Genomic DNA, 18,466 nt, shown 5'->3' on the forward strand with positions numbered 1-18,466 from the left:
TCGAGCGATGACCCGGCGCCGCCGCCGGTTGTTCGGGGTCTTCGGAGAACCTGCGACTAGCGAACCGCCTGCGCCTGCGGTTGCGACTGTTCGACGACGCCGTCGGAGACCTGCGAGTCGAAGTCACCGTGGTACCGCTTCTTGACGATCACATAGAGGCAGAGCAATGACGCGGCGGCCAGGAGGGTGAGGAAGAGCCCCACGCGCCAGGCGTTGTCCGGGTTGCCGTTGATGATCGCGACCATCACGAACGGTGCGAACCCGCCGACGATCGCCGAGATCTGATAGCCCAGGGACGCGCCCGAGAAGCGGATCTCGGGCGGGAACAGCTCGGCGAAAAGGGTTCCCTGCGTGCCGGTTTGAAGAGCCATCGCCACGACTCCGACGAGCACGGCCACCGCGAACGGCCAGATGGACGACGGTGAGGATGCGCCGATCAGCAGCCACATCGGGATGGCCCAGATCATCATGGCCGCCGAGCCGATGGCGAAGACCAGCTTCCGGCCGATGCGGTCCGACAGCCAGCCGAAGGCCGGCACCAGCGGCACCATCACGACGCAGGAGATCAGAATCCAGGTGAGGACGGTGGATCTCGCGACGTCGAGATAGGTCGTCACGAACTGCACCGACCCGGTGATCATGATGTAGAAGAAGACGATTCCGATCGTGTTCGCACCGGCGGCCATCAGGATCGTCCCCGGGTTGCGGCGGATGACGTCGAGCATCGGTGACCGTTGCACTTCCGGCCCCTGGGCGATCTTGGCTGCCACGGCCTTGAATTCCGGTGTCTCCTCCAGGAAGCGATGGATGGCGAAGGCGACCGGGAGCATGATCAGGCTGATCCAGAACGGGATTCGCCAGACCCAGGACAAGAACGCGTCCGAGCTCGACAGGCCGGTGGCGAGCAGGAAGGCCACATTGCCCAGCACCAGGCCGATCGGCACACCGAGCTGCGCGAAACTGCCGTAGAAGCCGCGGAGATGAGCCGGTGCATTCTCGGTGGCGATCAACACGGCGCCTCCCCACTGGCCGCCGACGGCCAGACCCTGGCAGATGCGGAGGATCACGAGGAGAGTGGGTGCGAGCCAGACGGTCTGGGTGTTGGGCACGCAACCGATCAGGAAGGTGGCGACGGCCATCAGGCAGACGGCGCCGACCAGAACGGGTTTGCGTCCGTAGCGATCACCCAGCTGGCCGGCCAGTATCCCGCCTATCGGACGGGCGATGAAGCCGACGGCGACCGTGGCGAAGGAGTTCAGCGCGGACACGACGGTGCTGTCGGTGGCGAAGAACGTCACGTTGAACACCAGCGCCGCGGCGGTGGAGTAGATGAAGAAGTCGTACCACTCGAGTGAGGTCGAGATCGCGGCGGCGATCGACGCTCGAGCCGAACGTTGGGCCGGCCGTTCGCCGGTGTGATCTGTGGGCACGGACATGCTCCTGGCTCAAGGGGGGTGTCCGGCCGACGGGAATCCGAGCCACGGTCGTCTTCCAGGGGTCACCGTGCGGTTGTCGAAGATGCGGCCGTCGGGCCGGATGGGGTGTCCCCGGACACAGTCGGCGCCGAGTGTCGATCACGTCCTAGCTCCGGGTAGCAGGAGATTAGCCAACACAGATCGAAACAGTCAACCCGTACTCTTACGTCGGCGAGGAGGCGATCAGGCCTCGAGGAGGATGAGGGCGGTGTCCGTCCACTGGGGCAGGTGTGGGTCGCGACGTGGATCACGGCGATCGAAGGCGTATGCCAGCGCGACTCCCCGCATGCTCGTGAAGAGGATCTCGCGCAGCTGCGCGTAGCGAGGGTGGCCCACCAGCTCAGGTCCCCACATCCGGTCGATACTCGAGCGGATCACACCCCCGAGGTGTCGTTCCACCGGAAGCAGGGCGCCGGCGATCCACTCGTTGGTGCGTGCTGCCGTCCACAGTTCGACCGCAGCCCAGAAATGTGGCTCGTGAAACGACATCCACATCATCTCAACAACATTCGTGACCCGTGCGGCGCCCGTCACGCCGTTGTCGACCTCGGCGACCACGCGCGCGGTCGTCGCCTCGACTCGTTCGGCGGCGAGGTGCCGGGCGGCGGCCACGAGCAGATCCTCCCGGGAAGGGAAGTGGTGCAGCAACCGGCCGCGGGAGACCCCCGCCCGTGCCTGGATGGCCGACGTCGTCGCCCCGGCGAAGCCGTGCTCGATCAAGCAGTCGACCGCCGCCTCGAGGATGCGTCGCTGACTGGTGATGGTTCGCTGCTCGCGGCGGGTGGGCATCGCCTCGGTGGGTGCGGCCTCGGTGGGTGCGGCCTCGGTGGGTGCAGCCTCGGTGGGTGCTGCCGGGTCGGCCGGCGGCTCGGGTGGACTCACGCTGTCAATATACAAGTCAGTATTGACTTGTTCACGGTGATTGCGGTTGGTACCGCATGATGCCCAATGCATAGTCGACGTATTCGGCCGCCAGTTGTTCGGGAGTGAGCCGGCCGTCCGGCTGCCACCACGTGGGGAGCGCCGTGCACATCGTGACGACGGCGCGCGCCGCGTCCTCGGGATGCGGCGGACGGAAATGTCCGAGGGCGCCCGCGGCCTGGACCTGCTCGTCGACCAGCGCCTGCTGACGGTTTCGACGGCGGCTGACAACTCGCTGGTTCGACGCTTCGAGCGCTCGTACCTCGCTGGAGCCGAGGAACCCGAGCCGGCGCCGGTGGGTGTGGTAGAGCGCGAGGTTCTCGACGAGCGCGCAGAACTTGCCGACGGCGTCGTCCTCGCTCGCCGCCGCGGCCTCGGCCCGCCACTCCAGGTCCGCCATGGTGCGATCGAGGATGTCGACCAGGATGAGCTGCTTGCTCGGGTAGTAGTTGTAGATCCCCGGCACCGACATCCCGCACCGTGTGGAGATCCGCCGCATCGTCGTCCCGTGGTAGCCGACCGCGAGGAACTCGTCGACGGCCGCCAGCAGGATGGGGGAGAAGTCGAGCGGACCGTAGTGTCGCCAACGCTTCGGTGACTGCGCCGCAGCGGCGGAGTTCGGGGGTTTTCCCGCCGCCCGGCGTGGCACCGTCCCCTCGATGATCTCCGTGACGCCGACCCCGAGGGCAGCTGCGATCGCCTCGAGCCGATCGACGCGCAGGCCCGTCTTCCCGTTCTCGATCTGGCTCAACGTCGCGGGACTGACGCCGATCGACGAGGACAACGACCGCAGACTCACACCCGCGGCCTCCCGCGCCCGACGGACCCGCACCCCGGCGGCGGACGGGGCCGAACCGTCGGATGCGTGGACGTCGATCGACTCTGGCCTGGGCACGCACCGCAGTTTAGTTTCTCCGGACGAGCGCGGTGGACGGTCGTTCGCGGTTGTTCTGAGGCGTATCGGGTCCGGCGACGACACGTTCGCTCTCGGCGTAGCCGTGGGGGAACACAGCCCCGGCCAGCGCAGTTGTACTGTGCACATCCCCGCCGCAGCGGTGGATTGATGCACTCTGCGCAGGCGTTAACTGCAGGTGCACCCGAGACGACCTCTAGAGTGGAAGCAGGCTGGTCGTCGTCTATCCGCACCGGTTGTCCTCCGGGACCTCCGAGGTGGTCTCCGCGGCGGCCGGGGCGCTAGCAATGTGAGGGAGAACAATGTTCGAACGGTTCACCGACCGCGCGCGTCGGGTTGTGGTTCTGGCCCAAGAAGAAGCGCGCATGCTCAACCACAACTACATCGGTACCGAGCACATCCTCCTCGGCCTCATCCACGAGGGCGAGGGCGTGGCCGCCAAGGCACTCGAGTCGCTCGGGATCTCCCTGGAAGGGGTCCGCAGCCAGGTCGAGGAGATCATCGGCCAGGGCCAGCAGGCACCGTCGGGACACATCCCGTTCACCCCGCGCGCCAAGAAGGTGCTGGAGCTCTCCCTGCGTGAGGCCCTGCAGCTCGGCCACAACTACATCGGTACCGAGCACATCCTGCTCGGCCTGATCCGCGAGGGCGAGGGCGTCGCCGCGCAGGTGCTGGTGAAGCTCGGCGCCGACCTCAACCGGGTCCGCCAGCAGGTCATCCAGCTCCTCAGCGGATACCAGGGCAAGGAGCCGCAGGAGGCGGGTACCGGCGGCCGCAGCAGCGAGTCCGGCACACCGTCCACCTCGCTGGTCCTCGACCAGTTCGGGCGCAACCTGACCGCTGCCGCCTCCGAGGGCAAGCTCGACCCGGTCATCGGCCGGGAAAAGGAAATCGAGCGTGTCATGCAGGTGCTGTCGCGCCGCACCAAGAACAACCCGGTGCTGATCGGCGAGCCCGGCGTCGGCAAGACCGCCGTGGTCGAGGGCCTCGCGCAGGCCATCGTCAACGGCAAGGTCCCCGAGACGCTCAAGGACAAGCAGCTCTACACCCTCGACCTCGGTTCGCTGGTCGCGGGCAGCCGCTACCGCGGTGACTTCGAGGAACGCCTCAAGAAGGTGCTCAAGGAGATCAACACCCGCGGCGACATCATCCTGTTCATCGACGAGCTGCACACGCTCGTCGGCGCGGGTGCCGCCGAGGGCGCGATCGATGCCGCCAGCATCCTCAAGCCGAAGCTGGCCCGTGGCGAGCTGCAGACCATCGGTGCGACGACCCTCGACGAGTACCGCAAGTACATCGAGAAGGACGCCGCCCTCGAGCGCCGGTTCCAGCCGGTCCAGGTCGGCGAGCCGTCGGTCGAACACACCATCGAGATCCTCAAGGGTCTGCGCGACCGCTACGAGTCGCACCACCGCGTCTCGATCACCGACGGCGCGCTGGTCGCCGCCGCGACGCTGGCCGACCGCTACATCAACGACCGGTTCCTGCCGGACAAGGCGATCGACCTCATCGACGAGGCCGGTGCGCGCATGCGCATCCGCCGGATGACCGCGCCGCCAGACCTGCGCGAGTTCGACGACCGCATCGCCGATGCGCGCAAGGAGAAGGAAAGCGCGATCGACGCGCAGGACTTCGAGAAGGCCGCCAGCCTCCGCGACAAGGAGAAGCAGCTGGTCGCCGAGCGCGCTGAGCGTGAGAAGCAGTGGCGCAGCGGTGACATGGACGTCGTGGCCGAGGTCGACGACGAGCAGATCGCCGAGGTCCTGGGCAACTGGACCGGCATCCCGGTGTTCAAGCTCACCGAGGAGGAGACCACCCGGCTGCTCCGCATGGAGGACGAGCTGCACAAGCGGATCATCGGCCAGGAGGATGCCGTCAAGGCGGTGTCGAAGGCGATCCGTCGTACGCGTGCCGGCCTGAAGGATCCGAAGCGTCCGTCGGGCTCGTTCATCTTCGCCGGCCCGTCCGGTGTCGGTAAGACCGAGCTCTCCAAGGCGCTGGCGAACTTCCTGTTCGGCGAGGACGACGCCCTGATCCAGATCGACATGGGCGAGTTCCACGACCGCTTCACCGCATCGCGCCTGTTCGGTGCCCCTCCCGGGTACGTCGGCTACGAAGAGGGCGGTCAGCTCACCGAGAAGGTGCGCCGCAAGCCGTTCTCGGTGGTGCTGTTCGACGAGATCGAGAAGGCGCACTCGGAGATCTACAACACGCTGTTGCAGGTCCTCGAAGACGGTCGCCTGACCGATGGCCAGGGACGTACGGTCGACTTCAAGAACACCGTGCTGATCTTCACCTCGAACCTCGGTACGTCGGACATCTCCAAGGCCGTGGGCATGGGCTTCTCGTCGAGCGACGGCACCAAGTCGAACTACGACCGGATGAAGCAGAAGGTCAACGACGAGCTCAAGAAGCACTTCCGCCCCGAGTTCCTCAACCGTATCGACGACATCGTCGTGTTCCACCAGCTCACGCGTGAAGAGATCATCCAGATGGTCGACCTCATGCTCAACCGGGTGGAAGGTGCTCTGAAGAACAAGGACATGGCTCTCGAGGTGACCGACCGTGCGAAGTCGCTGCTGGCCAAGCGCGGTTTCGACCCGGTGCTGGGTGCGCGTCCGCTGCGTCGCACCATCCAGCGCGAGATCGAGGACCAACTGTCCGAGAAGATCCTTTTCGGCGACATCGCTCCCGGCCAGATCGTCCTCGTGGACGTGGAGAACTGGGACGGCGAGGGCGAGGGCGACGAGGCCCGTTTCGTCTTCACCGGCTCGGAGAAGCCGCGCATGGTTCCCGACGCACCGGTCGAGCTCACCAAGGCCGGCGACGCCGACGCGAGCTGAGGCCAGGCCCGTCTGAGCTGATCTGACACAATCGACGGCGGCGTCACCCGACAAGGGTGGCGCCGCCGTTGTGTTGTTGCAGGTCTCGGGGGGGGGGGGCATGTCCACAGAAATCGCGTCCACAAGAATCGTGACAAGGGGAATGACGGCCTACTTCATGGTGGTGCTTGCACTTACTGGGATGACTCTCATGCTGGCTCTGCTGGTCGTCCCGCCGATGCTCGAGGAGCCGGTGCACAAGGGCCAGCACTGCGCTGCGGTCCTGGCATTCGGTGACCAGAGCGACGCGGTCGACAACCTCTGTGTCCGGAAGAGGGACGAACGGGTCGGCTGGGCAGTCTTGCTGGCGATCCCGGTTAGCGCACTTGCTGGCGGTGCGATCGGCGTCGGCGTCGCCGGTTCTAGGCGGGCTCGCCCTACAGCGGATTGACACAGCCGGCGCGGAGTGTCCCAGCCCCGGATAGCATCGACCCTGTGACGAGCGATACATCAGAGGTCGGGCGCAAGTCCCGACAGGACCAGCCCACCATCACCGTCGAGCGGGACGGGGAGATCGCGATCTTCCGGCTCAACCGGCCCGACAGACTCAACGCCTTCACCATGCAGATGGGGGAGGAGCTCCGGGCCGCATTCGACGACACCGACGCCGACGACTCCGTGCGCGCCGTGGTGATCACGGGCAATGGACGCGCGTTCTGTGCGGGCGCTGATCTCGAGGCGGGCGGGTCGTCGTTCGATGCCTCGTCTGCAGTCACCTCCGGTGAGGTGCCGGCCGATGAGGGCGGCAAGCTCACGTTGCGGATGTTCGCGTCGCTCAAGCCGATCGTGGTGGCCGTCAACGGTCCGTCCGCGGGTGTCGGGGTCACCATGACGCTGCCCGCCGACGTCCGGATCGCCTCCGAGGATGCGAAGTTCGGGTTCGTCTTCGCGGCTCGCGGCCTGGTCCCCGAGGCCGCGTCGAGCTGGTTCCTTCCCCGGCTCGTCGGACTGCCCACCGCATTGCAGTGGACGGTAGGCGCCAAGATGGTGCCGGTCGCCGAAGCCTACGAACGCGGGCTGATCCAGCAGGTCGTCCCGAAGGATCAGGTTCTCGAGACCGCGATCGCCGTCGCCCGCGAGATGACCGCGAACAGCGCGCCCGTGTCGGCGGCACTGACCCGGCAACTGCTCTGGCGAATGGCCGGTGCGCCCAGCCCGCTCGACGCCCACCATGCCGATTCCAAGGCGGTCTTCTACCGTGGGCAGTCCGGAGACGTCTACGAAGGCGTCATGTCGTTCTTGGAGAAGCGTCCGGCGACCTACCCCAACACGGTGTCGGCGGATCTGCCCGAGATCTTCTGATCCGCCTCAGCCGAGGGTTCCGGCCTGACGACCGATCTCGAGCACCACCGGGATCATGATCAGCTGGATCGCGCAGCACCAGAGCGCGGCCGGCCAGGCCGGGGTCCGTCGGCGGACCTTCCGGACGACCAAGGTCACCGATGTGACCAGCAGAATCACGGCTGTGACGATGGCCGTGCCGACGGCGACCTCGACCCACACGGGATTCCCGCAGGCCTGGTAGCCGCAGGGATCGGTGACGAAGGCGGTGAGGATCGCGGTCAGGAACGCGATCAGTGCCAGGACCGCCTGGATCAGCCACAGCATGATCGACACGGAGAGATCGACGGACCGCAGAGGTGGCCGAACCGCGGGGCGGTCGGGTGGTGTCTCCTCGGTGGGCACCCGCCGACGATAGCGCCGACAGCTGCTCCCGCGGAGCCGGCGCGCGGAGTGAAAAAGTCCTGCAAACAACCCATGTGAACTGGGTGAACATCCGAACACGCCGGACATAAACGGTGGCAGTGCCCATCGACCACGGTTATCGTGGCGACAGAGCAGGCCAGACCAACGAAGGAGGTGACGCAGATGTCGATGGGTGACAAGGCTTTCGCCGGCGAGTGGCGAACGACCCCATCCGACCGTCCGTGCGGACTGAAATCCGCCGGTAGGCCGGGACCGATCACATCTCGCGTCACCAGTTCCTGAGGTCATGAACCTCGGTGGTCGGCGCAACACTCGCCCACGCATCGAGGAGCTGTCATGACCATCTTCGTCACCAATGCCGGACTGCAGATCCTGGCGCGCGTCACCTGGCGCCGCGCCGCGGTCTTGTTGACCACCGAGGTCGCGCGGAACGTCGAGGGCACGCCGTTGGTTCGCGTCGTCCATTCCCCGACGCTGTCCTTGCCCATCCACAAGGTGGTGGCGATCAGGCGGGACGCTTATCGTCCGTTCGCGGGAAAGACGATGGACTCCTACGCGTCGAACGCGACCATCCTGCGGCGCGATCAATGGATCTGTGCCTACTGCGACGGTCCCGCCGACACCGTCGACCACATCGTCCCGGTGTCCCAGGGCGGCCCGAGCACTTTCGGCAACCAGGTCGCGGCGTGCAAGTCGTGCAACGGATTCAAGGCCAACCGGACGCCTCGCAAGGCGGGGATGGGTCTTCGGCACGCGCCGTTCGTCTACGACCCGTGGGCCGCGGACCAGAAAGAGGTGTGGGAGATGTTCACCCTGCATCCCAAGACCGATTGAGGCGTGGCGCCGATCCGTTCCGACCGACGGTCAGGTCGGCAACGGATCGGCCCCGCGCTCTTTGAGCAGCATCGTCATCTGACCGATCTCGTCGCCCTGGTCGCCGATCATCATGAGCGCCAGGTCCTTCGTCGCAGACGTGGTACGCACGTCGTTGTACGCCGCCTGGGCCATGGACATCCCACCGCGGTGATGTCGGATCATCAACTGCAGGAACAAGATCTCTGCCTGCTGCGGTGGCTGGAGGCTCAGGCGGCCGATCTCGTCGACGCTCGCCATGCCCGGCATCGGCGGTTGAGCGTCGTCGTGCCCGTCGTCATGGTGGGCGCCGTGCTGGTCGTCCTCGCCGGACATCCAGGACATCGGTTCCGTTGCGGTCAACGGGTGGCCGAACCACTGCAGCCAGCCGCGCATCGTCGCGGTCTCGGCGGTCTGTGTGTGCACTATCCGGTCGGCGACACCGCGTACCTGCGGTGCGACGCCGGGTGCCGCGCTGATCGTCCTCGACATGAGGATCGCCTGGTCGTGGTGTGCCGACATGTCCTGCGCGAAACCGATGTCGGACAGGCTCATCGATGATGCGTCCTGGTCGCGTCCCGACCACACCGCACCGACGACGATGCCCATGGTGAGCAGCAGCGCGGCGGCCGTGGCCAGGACCACCGCCCGCACCAGCGGCGAACCGGGCCGGAGTGCGCTCATCCGATCGAGGAGTCCTGGTCCGGCGGCGGGGTGTACACCGCGGAACTCAGCCGTAGAACCTGAAAACCGCCGTCGGAACAGGTGACCCGCAGCTCGTTTCCCCGGAATTCGGGTGGGGACATGCACCAGTCGGTCGACATGTCACCCCCGACGACCATTCCGCTTCGGGGACCGACCATCTCGTTCAGCCGCACCTTGCCGTTCGCGATGGACATTCCGAGACTGAGGAATTCGACGGCAGGAACGCCCAGCAGTGAACCGACGACGTGCGGCGAGTTGGGCGTCTCCAGGAGCGTGGTGCCCTTGCGGGCGGGCGGGTTGTAGTACGCGATCTCGCGAATCCGGTCGAGGTCGCGGATGTCGAAGACCCGGATGCCCGACGACTCCCAGCCGCAGGCGAGCGCGGTGGGGTCGTTCGGCCGGTCGACCGCGCAGTAGTGCGGATTGCTGCTGAACAACGAGCCGCCACTCGACGACCGTAGGTTGGTGTCGAGGTGCTCCGGAAGGTTGATCTCGAGCTTGATCTGTGCGCTGTACCGGGGCTTGTTCACCCTCGTCACATCGAAGATCTTGACCCCGCCGGAGCCCCCCTCGTCCGCGGTGACGATGTGGGGTCGGCCCCGATAGGTGATGGGGATCGAGTGCTGGTTGAGCTGACCATCGGGCCACAGGTACGCGGCGATGTGGGGGACCTGCGGGTGTGGGCGTCGCCGCTGGACGTCGCTGATGTCGAGCACGGTCACCCCCGCCATGTTCGACAGGAACATCCGGTTCCCGTCCGGGGAGATCCCGAAGCCGTGCCCGAGGAACGAGTGCAGCCCCTGCCAGATCACGCGGGGCGACCGCGGGTCGGAGATGTCGATGGCGCTGAGATGTCCGGGGAAGACCCCCGACGCCCAGTAGGTGCGGCCGTCGGGCGAGAAGCCGCCCTCATGCGAGGTGAACGGCAGGGGTGTCGAGGTGCCTGGACCCTTGTTCAGGAGTTTGGGCCGGGTGCAGTCGGAGATGTCGTACACGGCGAAGAATCCACCGCCCCACAGCAGCGGCACCGATGTGGCGGCGAGGAGCTTGCGTTCCTTGTTGACCTTCAGGGTCTCCCACGTGCCGCCGCGCATGGCCGGGTCGGTCAGTGACCCGACCACCCGCGGCGCGCGCGGGTTCGAGGCGTCGATCACCTGAACCCCGGGCGGGTTCACCCAGTTGTTCCCGGGAAAGAGGCTGCCCGTGTAGCTGCAGTGCTCGAAGGTCGCCGACACGATGCCGCCGCCGGCGCCGCGAACACCGCCGAGCCGGGTGATGTTGCAGCGGTAGCCGCGCATGCTCCGCCCGGACAGGCGATCTTCGGCGCTGACGTCGCCCTGCAGACCCGGTTCGGGGAGCGAGCCGGGCCCGCAGTCCGCCTCGGGAACCGAGACCTCGGAGATGTCGGGGAAGAGATGATTGGCCGCGTCGGCGGGTGCGGCCACGAGCATCGTGGAGAGAAGCGTCGCGCCGGCGACAAGACAGGTGACGGGACGGAACCGTCGGCGCCACCGCGCTCGCGAACGGACCGCACGTCGCGCGTCGAACTCAACTGGCATCATCGCATCCCCCGATCGTGATCTGAGCCACGCTAGCGGGCGACGTGGGGCGACACGGCGAAATCGTCGATTTCATCTCCACGGCAGTGGCCGGCCCGAAAAGCGCCCCGGGGGTGCACCCGCCACAACGCCGGCGACGTCATACCGTCGCCGCCGGCAATACAGAGGGCGCATCCCTGGGGCGCTTGGCGATGAGGACACCGGATCCGTGCCGTACCGACGACCGACTACCGTTTGTCGTACCAAACGACTTCGGAGGTTCACTGTGCAGCAGATCGGCGTCATCGGCGGAGGCACCATGGGTGCGGGCATCGCGGAGGTGTGCGCCAAGTCGGGCAGCGATGTCGTGATCGTGGAGGTCAAGCAGGAGTTCGCCGACGCCGCGCGTGCGCGGGTGGAGAAGTCGCTGGCCAAGGCGGTCAGCCGGAACAAGCTGGCCCAGGACGACGCCGATGCCGCGCTCGCGCGTCTGCGGGTGACGACCGACTACGCCGACCTCGCCGACCGCGAACTCGTGATCGAGGCGGCTCCCGAGATCGAGGAGCTCAAGCGCGAGATCTTCGCGAACCTCGACGAGGCGACCGGCGCGGACACCATCCTCGCCACCAACACGTCGTCGATCCCGATCATCAAGGTCGCGACGGCGACGAAGACCCCTGAGCGGGTCGTCGGGGTGCACTTCTTCAATCCGGTGCCGGTGATGCCGCTCGTCGAGATCATCTCCACGCTGACCACCGCACCCGAGACGGCCGACGCCGTGAGCGCATACGTCACGGACACCCTCGGCAAGACCGCGGTCCGCGCGGGTGACCGATCCGGATTCATCGTCAACGCGCTGCTCATCCCGTACCTGTGCCAGGCCATCCGGATGTTCGATTCGGGATACGCCTCGGCCGAGGACATCGACCTCGCCATGAAGGGCGGCTGCGGCTACCCGATGGGCCCGCTGACGCTGCTCGACACCATCGGCCTCGACGTCACCCTGTCCGCCGCGGAGTCGCTGTACGAGGAGTTCGCTGAGCCGCACTACGCGCCGCCGGCGCTGCTGCGTCGCATGGTCGACGCCGGCCGCCTCGGACGGAAGACCGGGCGAGGGTTCTACACCTACTGATCCGGGAGAAGACCGACTACGAACCCCGGCTCACACACTGTGAGCCGGGGTTCGGCGCGTTCGGGGCGGGTCGCCCGTGCGGTGTCGTCGACCGACGAGCCGGCAGGCGCTAAGCTGTCAACCAATTAGACAACGCGTGTTATCAGAATGGGTGGCCCATGACGTACGGCGATCAACGCATGTCGCGTGTGGAGATGGACAACATCGACAGCAGTTTCTTCGCGCAATCGCTGCTGTCGATGGGGCAGACGATGAGCACGACGAACGTCATCATGCAGCTCGCCAATCCGGCGGTCGGATACGGCGTCGCGCACAGCAAGGTCGAGAACGGGCGGCTCGACCGCCATCCGATCAAGCGCGCGCGGACGACCGCGTCCTATCTCGCGGTGGCGATGCTCGGCAACGCCGACGACCGCCGCAGATATCGGCATGCCGTCAACCGGCAGCACGCGCAGGTGCGCTCGGACGAGAACAGTCCGGTGGAGTACAACGCGATGAACACCGACCTGCAGCTCTGGGTCGCGGCGTGCCTCTACGTCGGCTGGGAGGACATCTACGAACGGGTGCACGGTCGGCTGCAGGGCGAGGATCGAGAGAAGTTCTATCAGCAGGGCAAGGTCTGCGGGACGACGCTGCAGATGCCCGCGGAGGCCTGGCCCGCCACGCGTGACGAGTTCACGACGTACTGGGACGACCAGGTCTCGCGCATCGAGATCAGCGACGAGATCCGTGACTTCCTGCTCGACATCGCCAACTTCGGCTACGCGCCCAACCGGATCCAGGAGAAGTACGGTCCGGTCAAACTTCGTCGGACGATCGGATACCTGCCCGAGCCGTTCCGGGTCGCGCTGCGCGTGGATTGGTCCGAGGAGGACCAGGAATGGTTCGACGACTACGTCGGTCGCCTCGTCGAGGAGGAGCGGCGCAAGCCCCTGTGGTTGTCGCAGTTGAGCTTTCGACTACTGCTGGCCGATGTGCGGCTTCGGGTCCGGATGGGACGGCCGCTCGTCTAGGGCAGCGCGGCGCCGCTCCGGCGTGCGGCGACAAAGGCGAGTGTGCCGGCAACCAGACACGCGACGGCTCCGACCGCGAGACCGACCCGGGCATCGAAGGTCTCGATGATCGCGCCGACGATCGGCCCCCCGATCGGTGTGGAACCCATGAACGCCACGGACCACAAGGCCATCACTCGTCCGCGCATCTGCGGTTCGGAGTTGAGTTGCAGCGTGGCGTTTCCGGTCGACATGAACGTGACGCTCAGCCAGCCGACGAGGAAGAGAGCACCTATCGCGGTCGGGAGATCGGGTGCGAGGGCGGTCGCCCCGACCGCGATGCCGAAGCCGAAGGCGGCCAGGGTGAGTGGGCGTAGCCCGGTGGTCCCGCGGGCCGCGACCACGAGTCCGCCGACCACCGCGCCCACTCCCATCGCCGACGTCATGAAGCCGAGAGCCTCCGGCCCGCCGTCGAACACGAAGTCCGCGACGGCCGGCAAGGTCACGGGGAAGTTGTACGTCAGCGTGCCGACAAGAGCCATCGTTGCCAACGGAATCCACAGCGAGGGGCTGCCTCGTACGTATCGAAGCCCCTCGCGCAGCTGGCCTTTCGCGCGCGGGATCGGCGTCTCCGCGGTGATCTTCGACGAGTCGAGCGCGAGCAGCGACGCCACCACGGCGATGAAGCTCACCGCGTTGACCGCGAAGCACAGACCCGAACCGACGAGTCCCAGGACGACGCCTGCCACCGCAGGCCCCACCGCTCGGGCCGCGTTGACCATGACCGAGTTCAGGGTGACCGCGTTGCGGATCAGGTCCTTACCGACGATCTGGTGGATGAACGCCTGCCGTGCCGGCTGTTCGAAGGCGTGCCCGAGCCCGAGCATCACCGCGAGCACGCCCACGTGCCAGACCTGCACCACGCCGGTGAGCGTGATGGCGGCGAGCACGGCTGCCAGCAGCCCCATCATCGACTGCAGCACGATGAGCAGCCGGCGGCGATCGACGCGGTCGGCGATGACCCCTGCGTACGGCCCGACGAGCAGGACGGGTAGCGCCTGGAGCGCGACGATGAGTCCCAGTACCGAGGCTGAGCCGCTCAAGGTCAGGACGAGCCACGCCTGGGCCGTCGCCTGCATCCACGAACCCGTCATCGAGACGGCCATCCCCGAATAGAACAGGCGATAGTTGGGGATGCGCAACGACGCGAACATGCTCGTGCGGTCGTCGGTCATCGACGACCATCGTAGGCGCGTGGCCGGTCAGTCCCGGTCGGGGTCGGGGTGACCGGAACGGATGGGACCGGGACGGTATGTCAGGGCGTCGTCGATGACGTCCATCAACTCCAGTGGCTTCTCCAGCGGAATGTGGTGACCCGCACCCGGTAGCTCGACGATCCGTGCCGGCGACTCCAGTCCGGCACTCACGCGGCGGGCCATCTCGGCGGTCATCACACCGCGCTCGCCGTGCACCACGGTGAGACGGCAGGTGGAGGGCGGCATCGGTGGGAGGTCCAGCAGGTCGTCGGCGAACCCGCGATCGAACTTCCAGCGCCAACCGTGGTCGTCCTCGACGACCGACTGGCGCGCGACGTGCGCTCGCACATAGTCGAGGCTCGGATGGTCGGGGACCAGCCGGTATCGCTGGATCGCCGCGTCGATGGTCGGGTAATGCCTGCTTGCGCGCGGGATGCCGTTCTCGGCGGCGTCGGCCCGGATGCGGTCCAGGTTCTCGGCGTCGATGAGCCGCGAGTCGATGAGCATGAGGTCACCCACCAGATCGGGGTGCCGACGGGACGCCTCGATGCCGGCGAGGCCGCCGAGGCTGTGGCCCACGAGGACGGCGTCCCGCTCCGCGCCGGCCGCTCGGGCGACGGCGGCGATCTCGTCTGCCCAGGTCCGGAAGCTGTAGGTGTTCCGCCACTCACTGTCGCCGTGGCCCGACAGGTCCAGCGCGACGACGCGGCGGTCACGTGCGTACCTGGGTGCGATGTGATCCCACCAGCCCGCGTGCGCGGCCCCGCCGTGTACGAGGAGCAGACCGGGCGACCCCGGATCGCCCCAGGTCCGATAGGCGACACGTGCGCCGTCGACGGTGAGCGAGCTGCGATCGGGGCAGGTGGCCACGGCGTCGCGGAACCACAGGGGGACGTCGGTGGCTGTGGTCATCGGGCCTCGGTCTCTCAGTGGGAACGACAAGGACATCCGTACCACCTCCAGTAGGGTCGGCGACACCACGCGACGATGTCGTGTCGGTACTTCGGGTGACGAGGGACAGGTGGGATCGGATGACGCAGACGGTGATCGTGTCGGGTGGAACGGGCGGCCTCGGGTCGGCGGTCACCCGTAAGTTGCTCGACGACGGTCGGCGCGTGGTGGTGCCCTGGATCGCCGAAGCAGAGTTGTCGCGTCTCCCCGAGTCGGACCGGTTGATCGGGGTTCGGGCCGATCTCTTCGACGAGGCGTCGGTGGCCGAGGTGGTGGAGATCGCCGCGGGTGACGCGTCGGCGCCGGTGACCGCGGTGGTGAACCTGGTCGGCGGGTTCGCGATGGGCGACCGGGTCGACGCGACGCCTGTCGACGAGTTCGAGCGACTTCTGCGGCTCAACCTGCGGCCGCTGTATCTGCTGTCCGCGGCGGCGATCCCGAAGCTCGTCGAGGCCGGCGGCGGGTCCATCGTCGGGGTGTCGGCGAAGGCCGCGTTCGCGCCCTTTTCCGGTGCGGCAGGCTACATCACGTCGAAGGCGGCGGTGTGGGCGTTCATCAGTGCGCTCGCCGCGGAGTACAAGACCGACGGCATCCGCGCGAATGCGATCCTGCCGTCGGTGATCGACACCCCGGGCAACCGGGCGAGTCAGCCGGACTCGTCGCGATCCGGCTGGGTGTCGCCGGAGTCGATCGCGGAGACGATCGCGTTCCTGGTCTCCGACGCGTCGAGCGCCATCACCGGCGCGCAGGTGCCGGTGCCGGGGGTCGGCTGAGCCCGGACGCACGGTCGACGGGAACGGACGCACAGTCGACGGGAACGGACGCACAGTCGACGGGCTGCGAAAGCTGTTGCAGTGCCGTGGATCAGATGTCAGTCGTGCGTCCGGTCGGGTCGCGCGTGCACATACGCTTCGACGACGGTCCGCATCACCGGTTTGTCGTCGGCGTTGCGGAGCTCAGCCGACGAGGTGATTAATGCACGGGCGCGGTCGTCGAACTCGATCGCGTCGATGACGGTCGATCCGGTGAGGGTGTCACCGGGGCGGACCGGGCGGAGGAACTCCACGTCGCCGAGCCTCTTGCCCGCGATGACCCGCCAATTGTCCAGCACCCCGGTGACATTGAGCCGCTGGTAGATCGACATGGTGTGCAGCCCACTGGCGATGAGTCCGCCGTAGGGGCCGCGCTCGGCAACATCTTTGTCCACGTGGAAATCCTGCGGATCCCACGCGCGGGCGAAGTCGAGCAACTCGTCCTCGCTGACGAAATGCGTACCGAACGCGAAGATCTGACCCACGGAGAGGTCATCGGCCCACAGACGGTCCGATCCGTCGCTCACCTCAGGTCTGCCGCGATCTTCGGCCAGGTGGTCTCCAGGTCGCGTTCCCAGTAGCCCCACGAGTGGGTGCCGCCCGGCCGGAAGGTGACCTCGTACGGCACCTTGAGGGCGCGCATGCGCGAGACCATCTGCTTGGTGCACTCGTTGACCGCGGCCTCGATGATCCCGCCGATGACCATCTGGTTGGCCAACGTCAGCGGATCGCCTGCCACCAGCGGGGCTTCGAGTCGATCGAACTGGCCGGGCAGGCCGGTGCCGCTGGTCATGTAGACCTTGGTGCCGCGCAGCTTGTCCGCGTGGATGTACGGATCGTTGTCACGCCACCCGGCCGAATTGACCGGCCCCCACATGTTGTTCAGGTTGCCCTGTCCGCGGTCGGCGACGACCATCCGGATGTAGGCCTGTCCCACGGGATCACTGGTGCGGGCGCAACCGCTGTAGGCGGCGGCCGACCGGTAGAGCTTCGGTGCGGCGATCGCGAGATTGAGGACCGACGTGCCCGCCATCGAGATGCCGGCGATCGCGTTGACGCGGGTGGTGTCGAATTCCTTGTCCACCAAGGGCGGGAGCTCTTTGGTGAGGAAGGTCGTCCACTTGTTGCGGCCGAGCACCGGATCGTCGTTCTGCCAGTCGGTGTAGTACGAGAACGCGCCACCGATCGGCGTGACCACGTTGACCTCTTTGTCGGAGAAGAACTTCGCGTACTGGGTCTTGGCCGCCCAGGTCGCCGAGTCCTCGCCGCCGCCTGCACCGTTGAGGAGGTAGAGAGTGGGCCGCGACTTCGTGGTGTCCTTGGGACGCAGCACGTTGACGGGGATGAGTTTGCGCATCGCGGCCGAGTAGACGATCAGGGTCGACTGCTGGGCCGAGTCGTGGACCACGGTGTCGATGCGGGCGCGATCGGGATCGGGTGTGGGCTCGGCGAGCGCGGCCGGGGCCCATCCGGCGGTCGCGACCGCCACGGCACATCCGCCGACGCACAGTCGTCGCAACCAGGAGGATCGCACCACTAGCCCCTTCTGTTAACAAATTTCTCAGACGTAACAAAGGTAGCGGAGAACATCGAGGGGTCCCAACCCGAGAAGGTCCTCGTCACCCAGTTGTGACGTCAGTTTCGAGGGGAGTGGGGAGTTGCTACTTGACTCGATCTTTGAGCAGCAACCGGACGGTCAGCTCGAGTCGATTGGTGACGTCGGTGGCCGACGCGCGACGGGTGAGCCACTGCACCAGGTTCGACATCCACACGTCGGAGAGGACGCGGGCGATCGCGAGGTCTTCTTCGGTGGGTTCGCCGTCGTCGACGATGGCCCCCGCGAGGAGTCGGTCGATGATGCCGGCGACCTGGTCGACCTCGGCGGTCGCCGACGCATCGGCGAACATGAACGCGCGCGTCATCGCCTCGGTGAGAAGCGGATCGCGCTGCATGGCGAAGGTGATCATGTCCAGGACGTGACGGAGGCGGTCGATCGCGGTGTCGCCCCGCAACTGTGAGCGGTCCACCTTCGACTCGACGCGCTCGAACTCGCGGGCCAGCGCGGTGACCAGGAGGTGAACCTTCGACGGAAAGTAGCGATACAGCGTGCCGACGGCGACATCGGCCTTGTCGGCGACGGTGCGCATCTGCACGGCGTCGTATCCGCCCTTGGATGCCAGCGCGAGGGTGGCGTCGAGGATGCGGCGACGGCGTTCGCGCTGTGCGGTGGAGCCGGCTTCGGGCGAGGCGGCAGATGCCGCGGCCCCGTTGGGAGCGTCGACCGTGGCGTTGCCGGGTGCAGAACGTGCCATGTGCTCTCGAACATCCTC

At 67.0% G+C, this 18,466-nt stretch carries 18 protein-coding genes; 7 read left to right on the forward strand and 11 right to left on the reverse strand.

Going from position 1 to position 18,466, the window contains the following annotated elements:
- Window positions 1-56: 56 nt before the first annotated feature.
- The 3 genes from ACFW3F_RS01755 to ACFW3F_RS01765 all read right to left on the reverse strand — a co-directional run bounded on the left by ACFW3F_RS01755 (window position 57) and on the right by ACFW3F_RS01765 (window position 3,291).
- Complete coding sequence (locus ACFW3F_RS01755; RefSeq protein WP_388053704.1) at window positions 57-1,430, reverse strand: MFS transporter; 1,374 nt, start codon at window positions 1,428-1,430, stop codon at window positions 57-59.
- A gap of 228 nt (window positions 1,431-1,658) precedes the next feature.
- Window positions 1,659-2,357, reverse strand: coding sequence for a TetR/AcrR family transcriptional regulator (locus ACFW3F_RS01760; RefSeq protein WP_388053706.1), 699 nt, complete (start codon window positions 2,355-2,357; stop codon window positions 1,659-1,661).
- Between the two features lie 31 nt (window positions 2,358-2,388).
- The gene (locus ACFW3F_RS01765) at window positions 2,389-3,291 is read right to left on the reverse strand and encodes a helix-turn-helix domain-containing protein (RefSeq protein WP_388053708.1); all 903 of its coding nucleotides are present in this window, start codon (window positions 3,289-3,291) and stop codon (window positions 2,389-2,391) included.
- Window positions 3,292-3,611: 320 nt separating this feature from the next.
- On the opposite strand from ACFW3F_RS01765, the gene ACFW3F_RS01770 reads away from it, so the two are divergent.
- The 3 genes from ACFW3F_RS01770 to ACFW3F_RS01780 all read left to right on the forward strand — a co-directional run bounded on the left by ACFW3F_RS01770 (window position 3,612) and on the right by ACFW3F_RS01780 (window position 7,493).
- A complete protein-coding gene (locus ACFW3F_RS01770; protein WP_388053710.1) occupies window positions 3,612-6,152 on the forward strand; it encodes an ATP-dependent Clp protease ATP-binding subunit in 2,541 nt (846 codons plus the stop codon).
- Window positions 6,153-6,252: 100 nt separating this feature from the next.
- On the forward strand, window positions 6,253-6,582 hold the full coding sequence (locus ACFW3F_RS01775) for a hypothetical protein (protein WP_388053712.1): 330 nt from the start codon (window positions 6,253-6,255) through the stop codon (window positions 6,580-6,582).
- Between the two features lie 44 nt (window positions 6,583-6,626).
- Window positions 6,627-7,493, forward strand: coding sequence for an enoyl-CoA hydratase-related protein (locus ACFW3F_RS01780; protein ID WP_388053713.1), 867 nt, complete (start codon window positions 6,627-6,629; stop codon window positions 7,491-7,493).
- A gap of 6 nt (window positions 7,494-7,499) precedes the next feature.
- Here the strand turns inward: ACFW3F_RS01780 and ACFW3F_RS01785 are convergent, their stop codons facing one another.
- Entirely contained in the window at window positions 7,500-7,877 is a 378-nt protein-coding gene (locus ACFW3F_RS01785) for a hypothetical protein (RefSeq protein WP_388053715.1), read from the reverse strand.
- Between the two features lie 357 nt (window positions 7,878-8,234).
- On the opposite strand from ACFW3F_RS01785, the gene ACFW3F_RS01790 reads away from it, so the two are divergent.
- Window positions 8,235-8,732, forward strand: a complete 498-nt coding sequence (locus ACFW3F_RS01790; RefSeq protein WP_388053717.1) for an HNH endonuclease — start codon at window positions 8,235-8,237, stop codon at window positions 8,730-8,732.
- A gap of 30 nt (window positions 8,733-8,762) precedes the next feature.
- On the opposite strand, the gene ACFW3F_RS01795 is transcribed toward ACFW3F_RS01790, so the two are convergent.
- Together ACFW3F_RS01795 and ACFW3F_RS01800 are read right to left on the reverse strand one after the other, a co-directional pair.
- A complete protein-coding gene (locus tag ACFW3F_RS01795) occupies window positions 8,763-9,434 on the reverse strand; it encodes a DUF305 domain-containing protein (protein WP_388053719.1) in 672 nt (223 codons plus the stop codon).
- Window positions 9,431-11,017 carry an LVIVD repeat-containing protein gene (locus ACFW3F_RS01800; protein WP_388053721.1) on the reverse strand — a complete coding sequence of 529 codons (1,587 nt, stop codon included), beginning with the start codon at window positions 11,015-11,017 and terminating at the stop codon, window positions 9,431-9,433. Before ACFW3F_RS01800 ends, ACFW3F_RS01795 begins: the two co-directional genes overlap by 4 nt.
- A gap of 262 nt (window positions 11,018-11,279) precedes the next feature.
- Here ACFW3F_RS01800 and ACFW3F_RS01805 point away from each other — a divergent pair, with 262 nt between their 5' ends.
- Both ACFW3F_RS01805 and ACFW3F_RS01810 read left to right on the forward strand, forming a co-directional pair.
- The gene (locus ACFW3F_RS01805; RefSeq protein WP_388053722.1) at window positions 11,280-12,125 is read left to right on the forward strand and encodes a 3-hydroxybutyryl-CoA dehydrogenase; all 846 of its coding nucleotides are present in this window, start codon (window positions 11,280-11,282) and stop codon (window positions 12,123-12,125) included.
- Between the two features lie 158 nt (window positions 12,126-12,283).
- Window positions 12,284-13,138, forward strand: coding sequence for an oxygenase MpaB family protein (locus tag ACFW3F_RS01810; RefSeq protein WP_388053724.1), 855 nt, complete (start codon window positions 12,284-12,286; stop codon window positions 13,136-13,138).
- Here ACFW3F_RS01810 and ACFW3F_RS01815 read toward each other — a convergent pair.
- Window positions 13,135-14,352, reverse strand: a complete 1,218-nt coding sequence (locus ACFW3F_RS01815; RefSeq protein ID WP_388053726.1) for an MFS transporter — start codon at window positions 14,350-14,352, stop codon at window positions 13,135-13,137. The two genes, ACFW3F_RS01810 and ACFW3F_RS01815, sit on opposite strands and share 4 nt — an antisense overlap.
- Window positions 14,353-14,379: 27 nt before the next feature.
- Entirely contained in the window at window positions 14,380-15,285 is a 906-nt protein-coding gene (locus tag ACFW3F_RS01820; protein ID WP_388053727.1) for an alpha/beta fold hydrolase, read from the reverse strand.
- Between the two features lie 119 nt (window positions 15,286-15,404).
- Here ACFW3F_RS01820 and ACFW3F_RS01825 point away from each other — a divergent pair, with 119 nt between their 5' ends.
- Entirely contained in the window at window positions 15,405-16,097 is a 693-nt protein-coding gene (locus tag ACFW3F_RS01825; protein ID WP_388053729.1) for an SDR family NAD(P)-dependent oxidoreductase, read from the forward strand.
- Between the two features lie 98 nt (window positions 16,098-16,195).
- Here the strand turns inward: ACFW3F_RS01825 and ACFW3F_RS01830 are convergent, their stop codons facing one another.
- The 3 genes from ACFW3F_RS01830 to kstR form a co-directional block, all read right to left on the reverse strand.
- Window positions 16,196-16,663, reverse strand: coding sequence for a MaoC/PaaZ C-terminal domain-containing protein (locus ACFW3F_RS01830; RefSeq protein WP_388053731.1), 468 nt, complete (start codon window positions 16,661-16,663; stop codon window positions 16,196-16,198).
- Complete coding sequence (locus tag ACFW3F_RS01835; protein WP_388053733.1) at window positions 16,660-17,670, reverse strand: alpha/beta hydrolase; 1,011 nt, start codon at window positions 17,668-17,670, stop codon at window positions 16,660-16,662. Before ACFW3F_RS01835 ends, ACFW3F_RS01830 begins: the two co-directional genes overlap by 4 nt.
- 127 nt (window positions 17,671-17,797) lie before the next feature.
- Window positions 17,798-18,448, reverse strand: coding sequence for a cholesterol catabolism transcriptional regulator KstR (gene kstR / locus ACFW3F_RS01840; protein WP_388053735.1), 651 nt, complete (start codon window positions 18,446-18,448; stop codon window positions 17,798-17,800).
- Window positions 18,449-18,466: the final 18 nt, after the last annotated feature.

Origin of the sequence: Gordonia sp. NPDC058843, assembly GCF_042743165.1 — a bacterium.
Lineage (GTDB): Bacteria > Actinomycetota > Actinomycetes > Mycobacteriales > Mycobacteriaceae > Gordonia.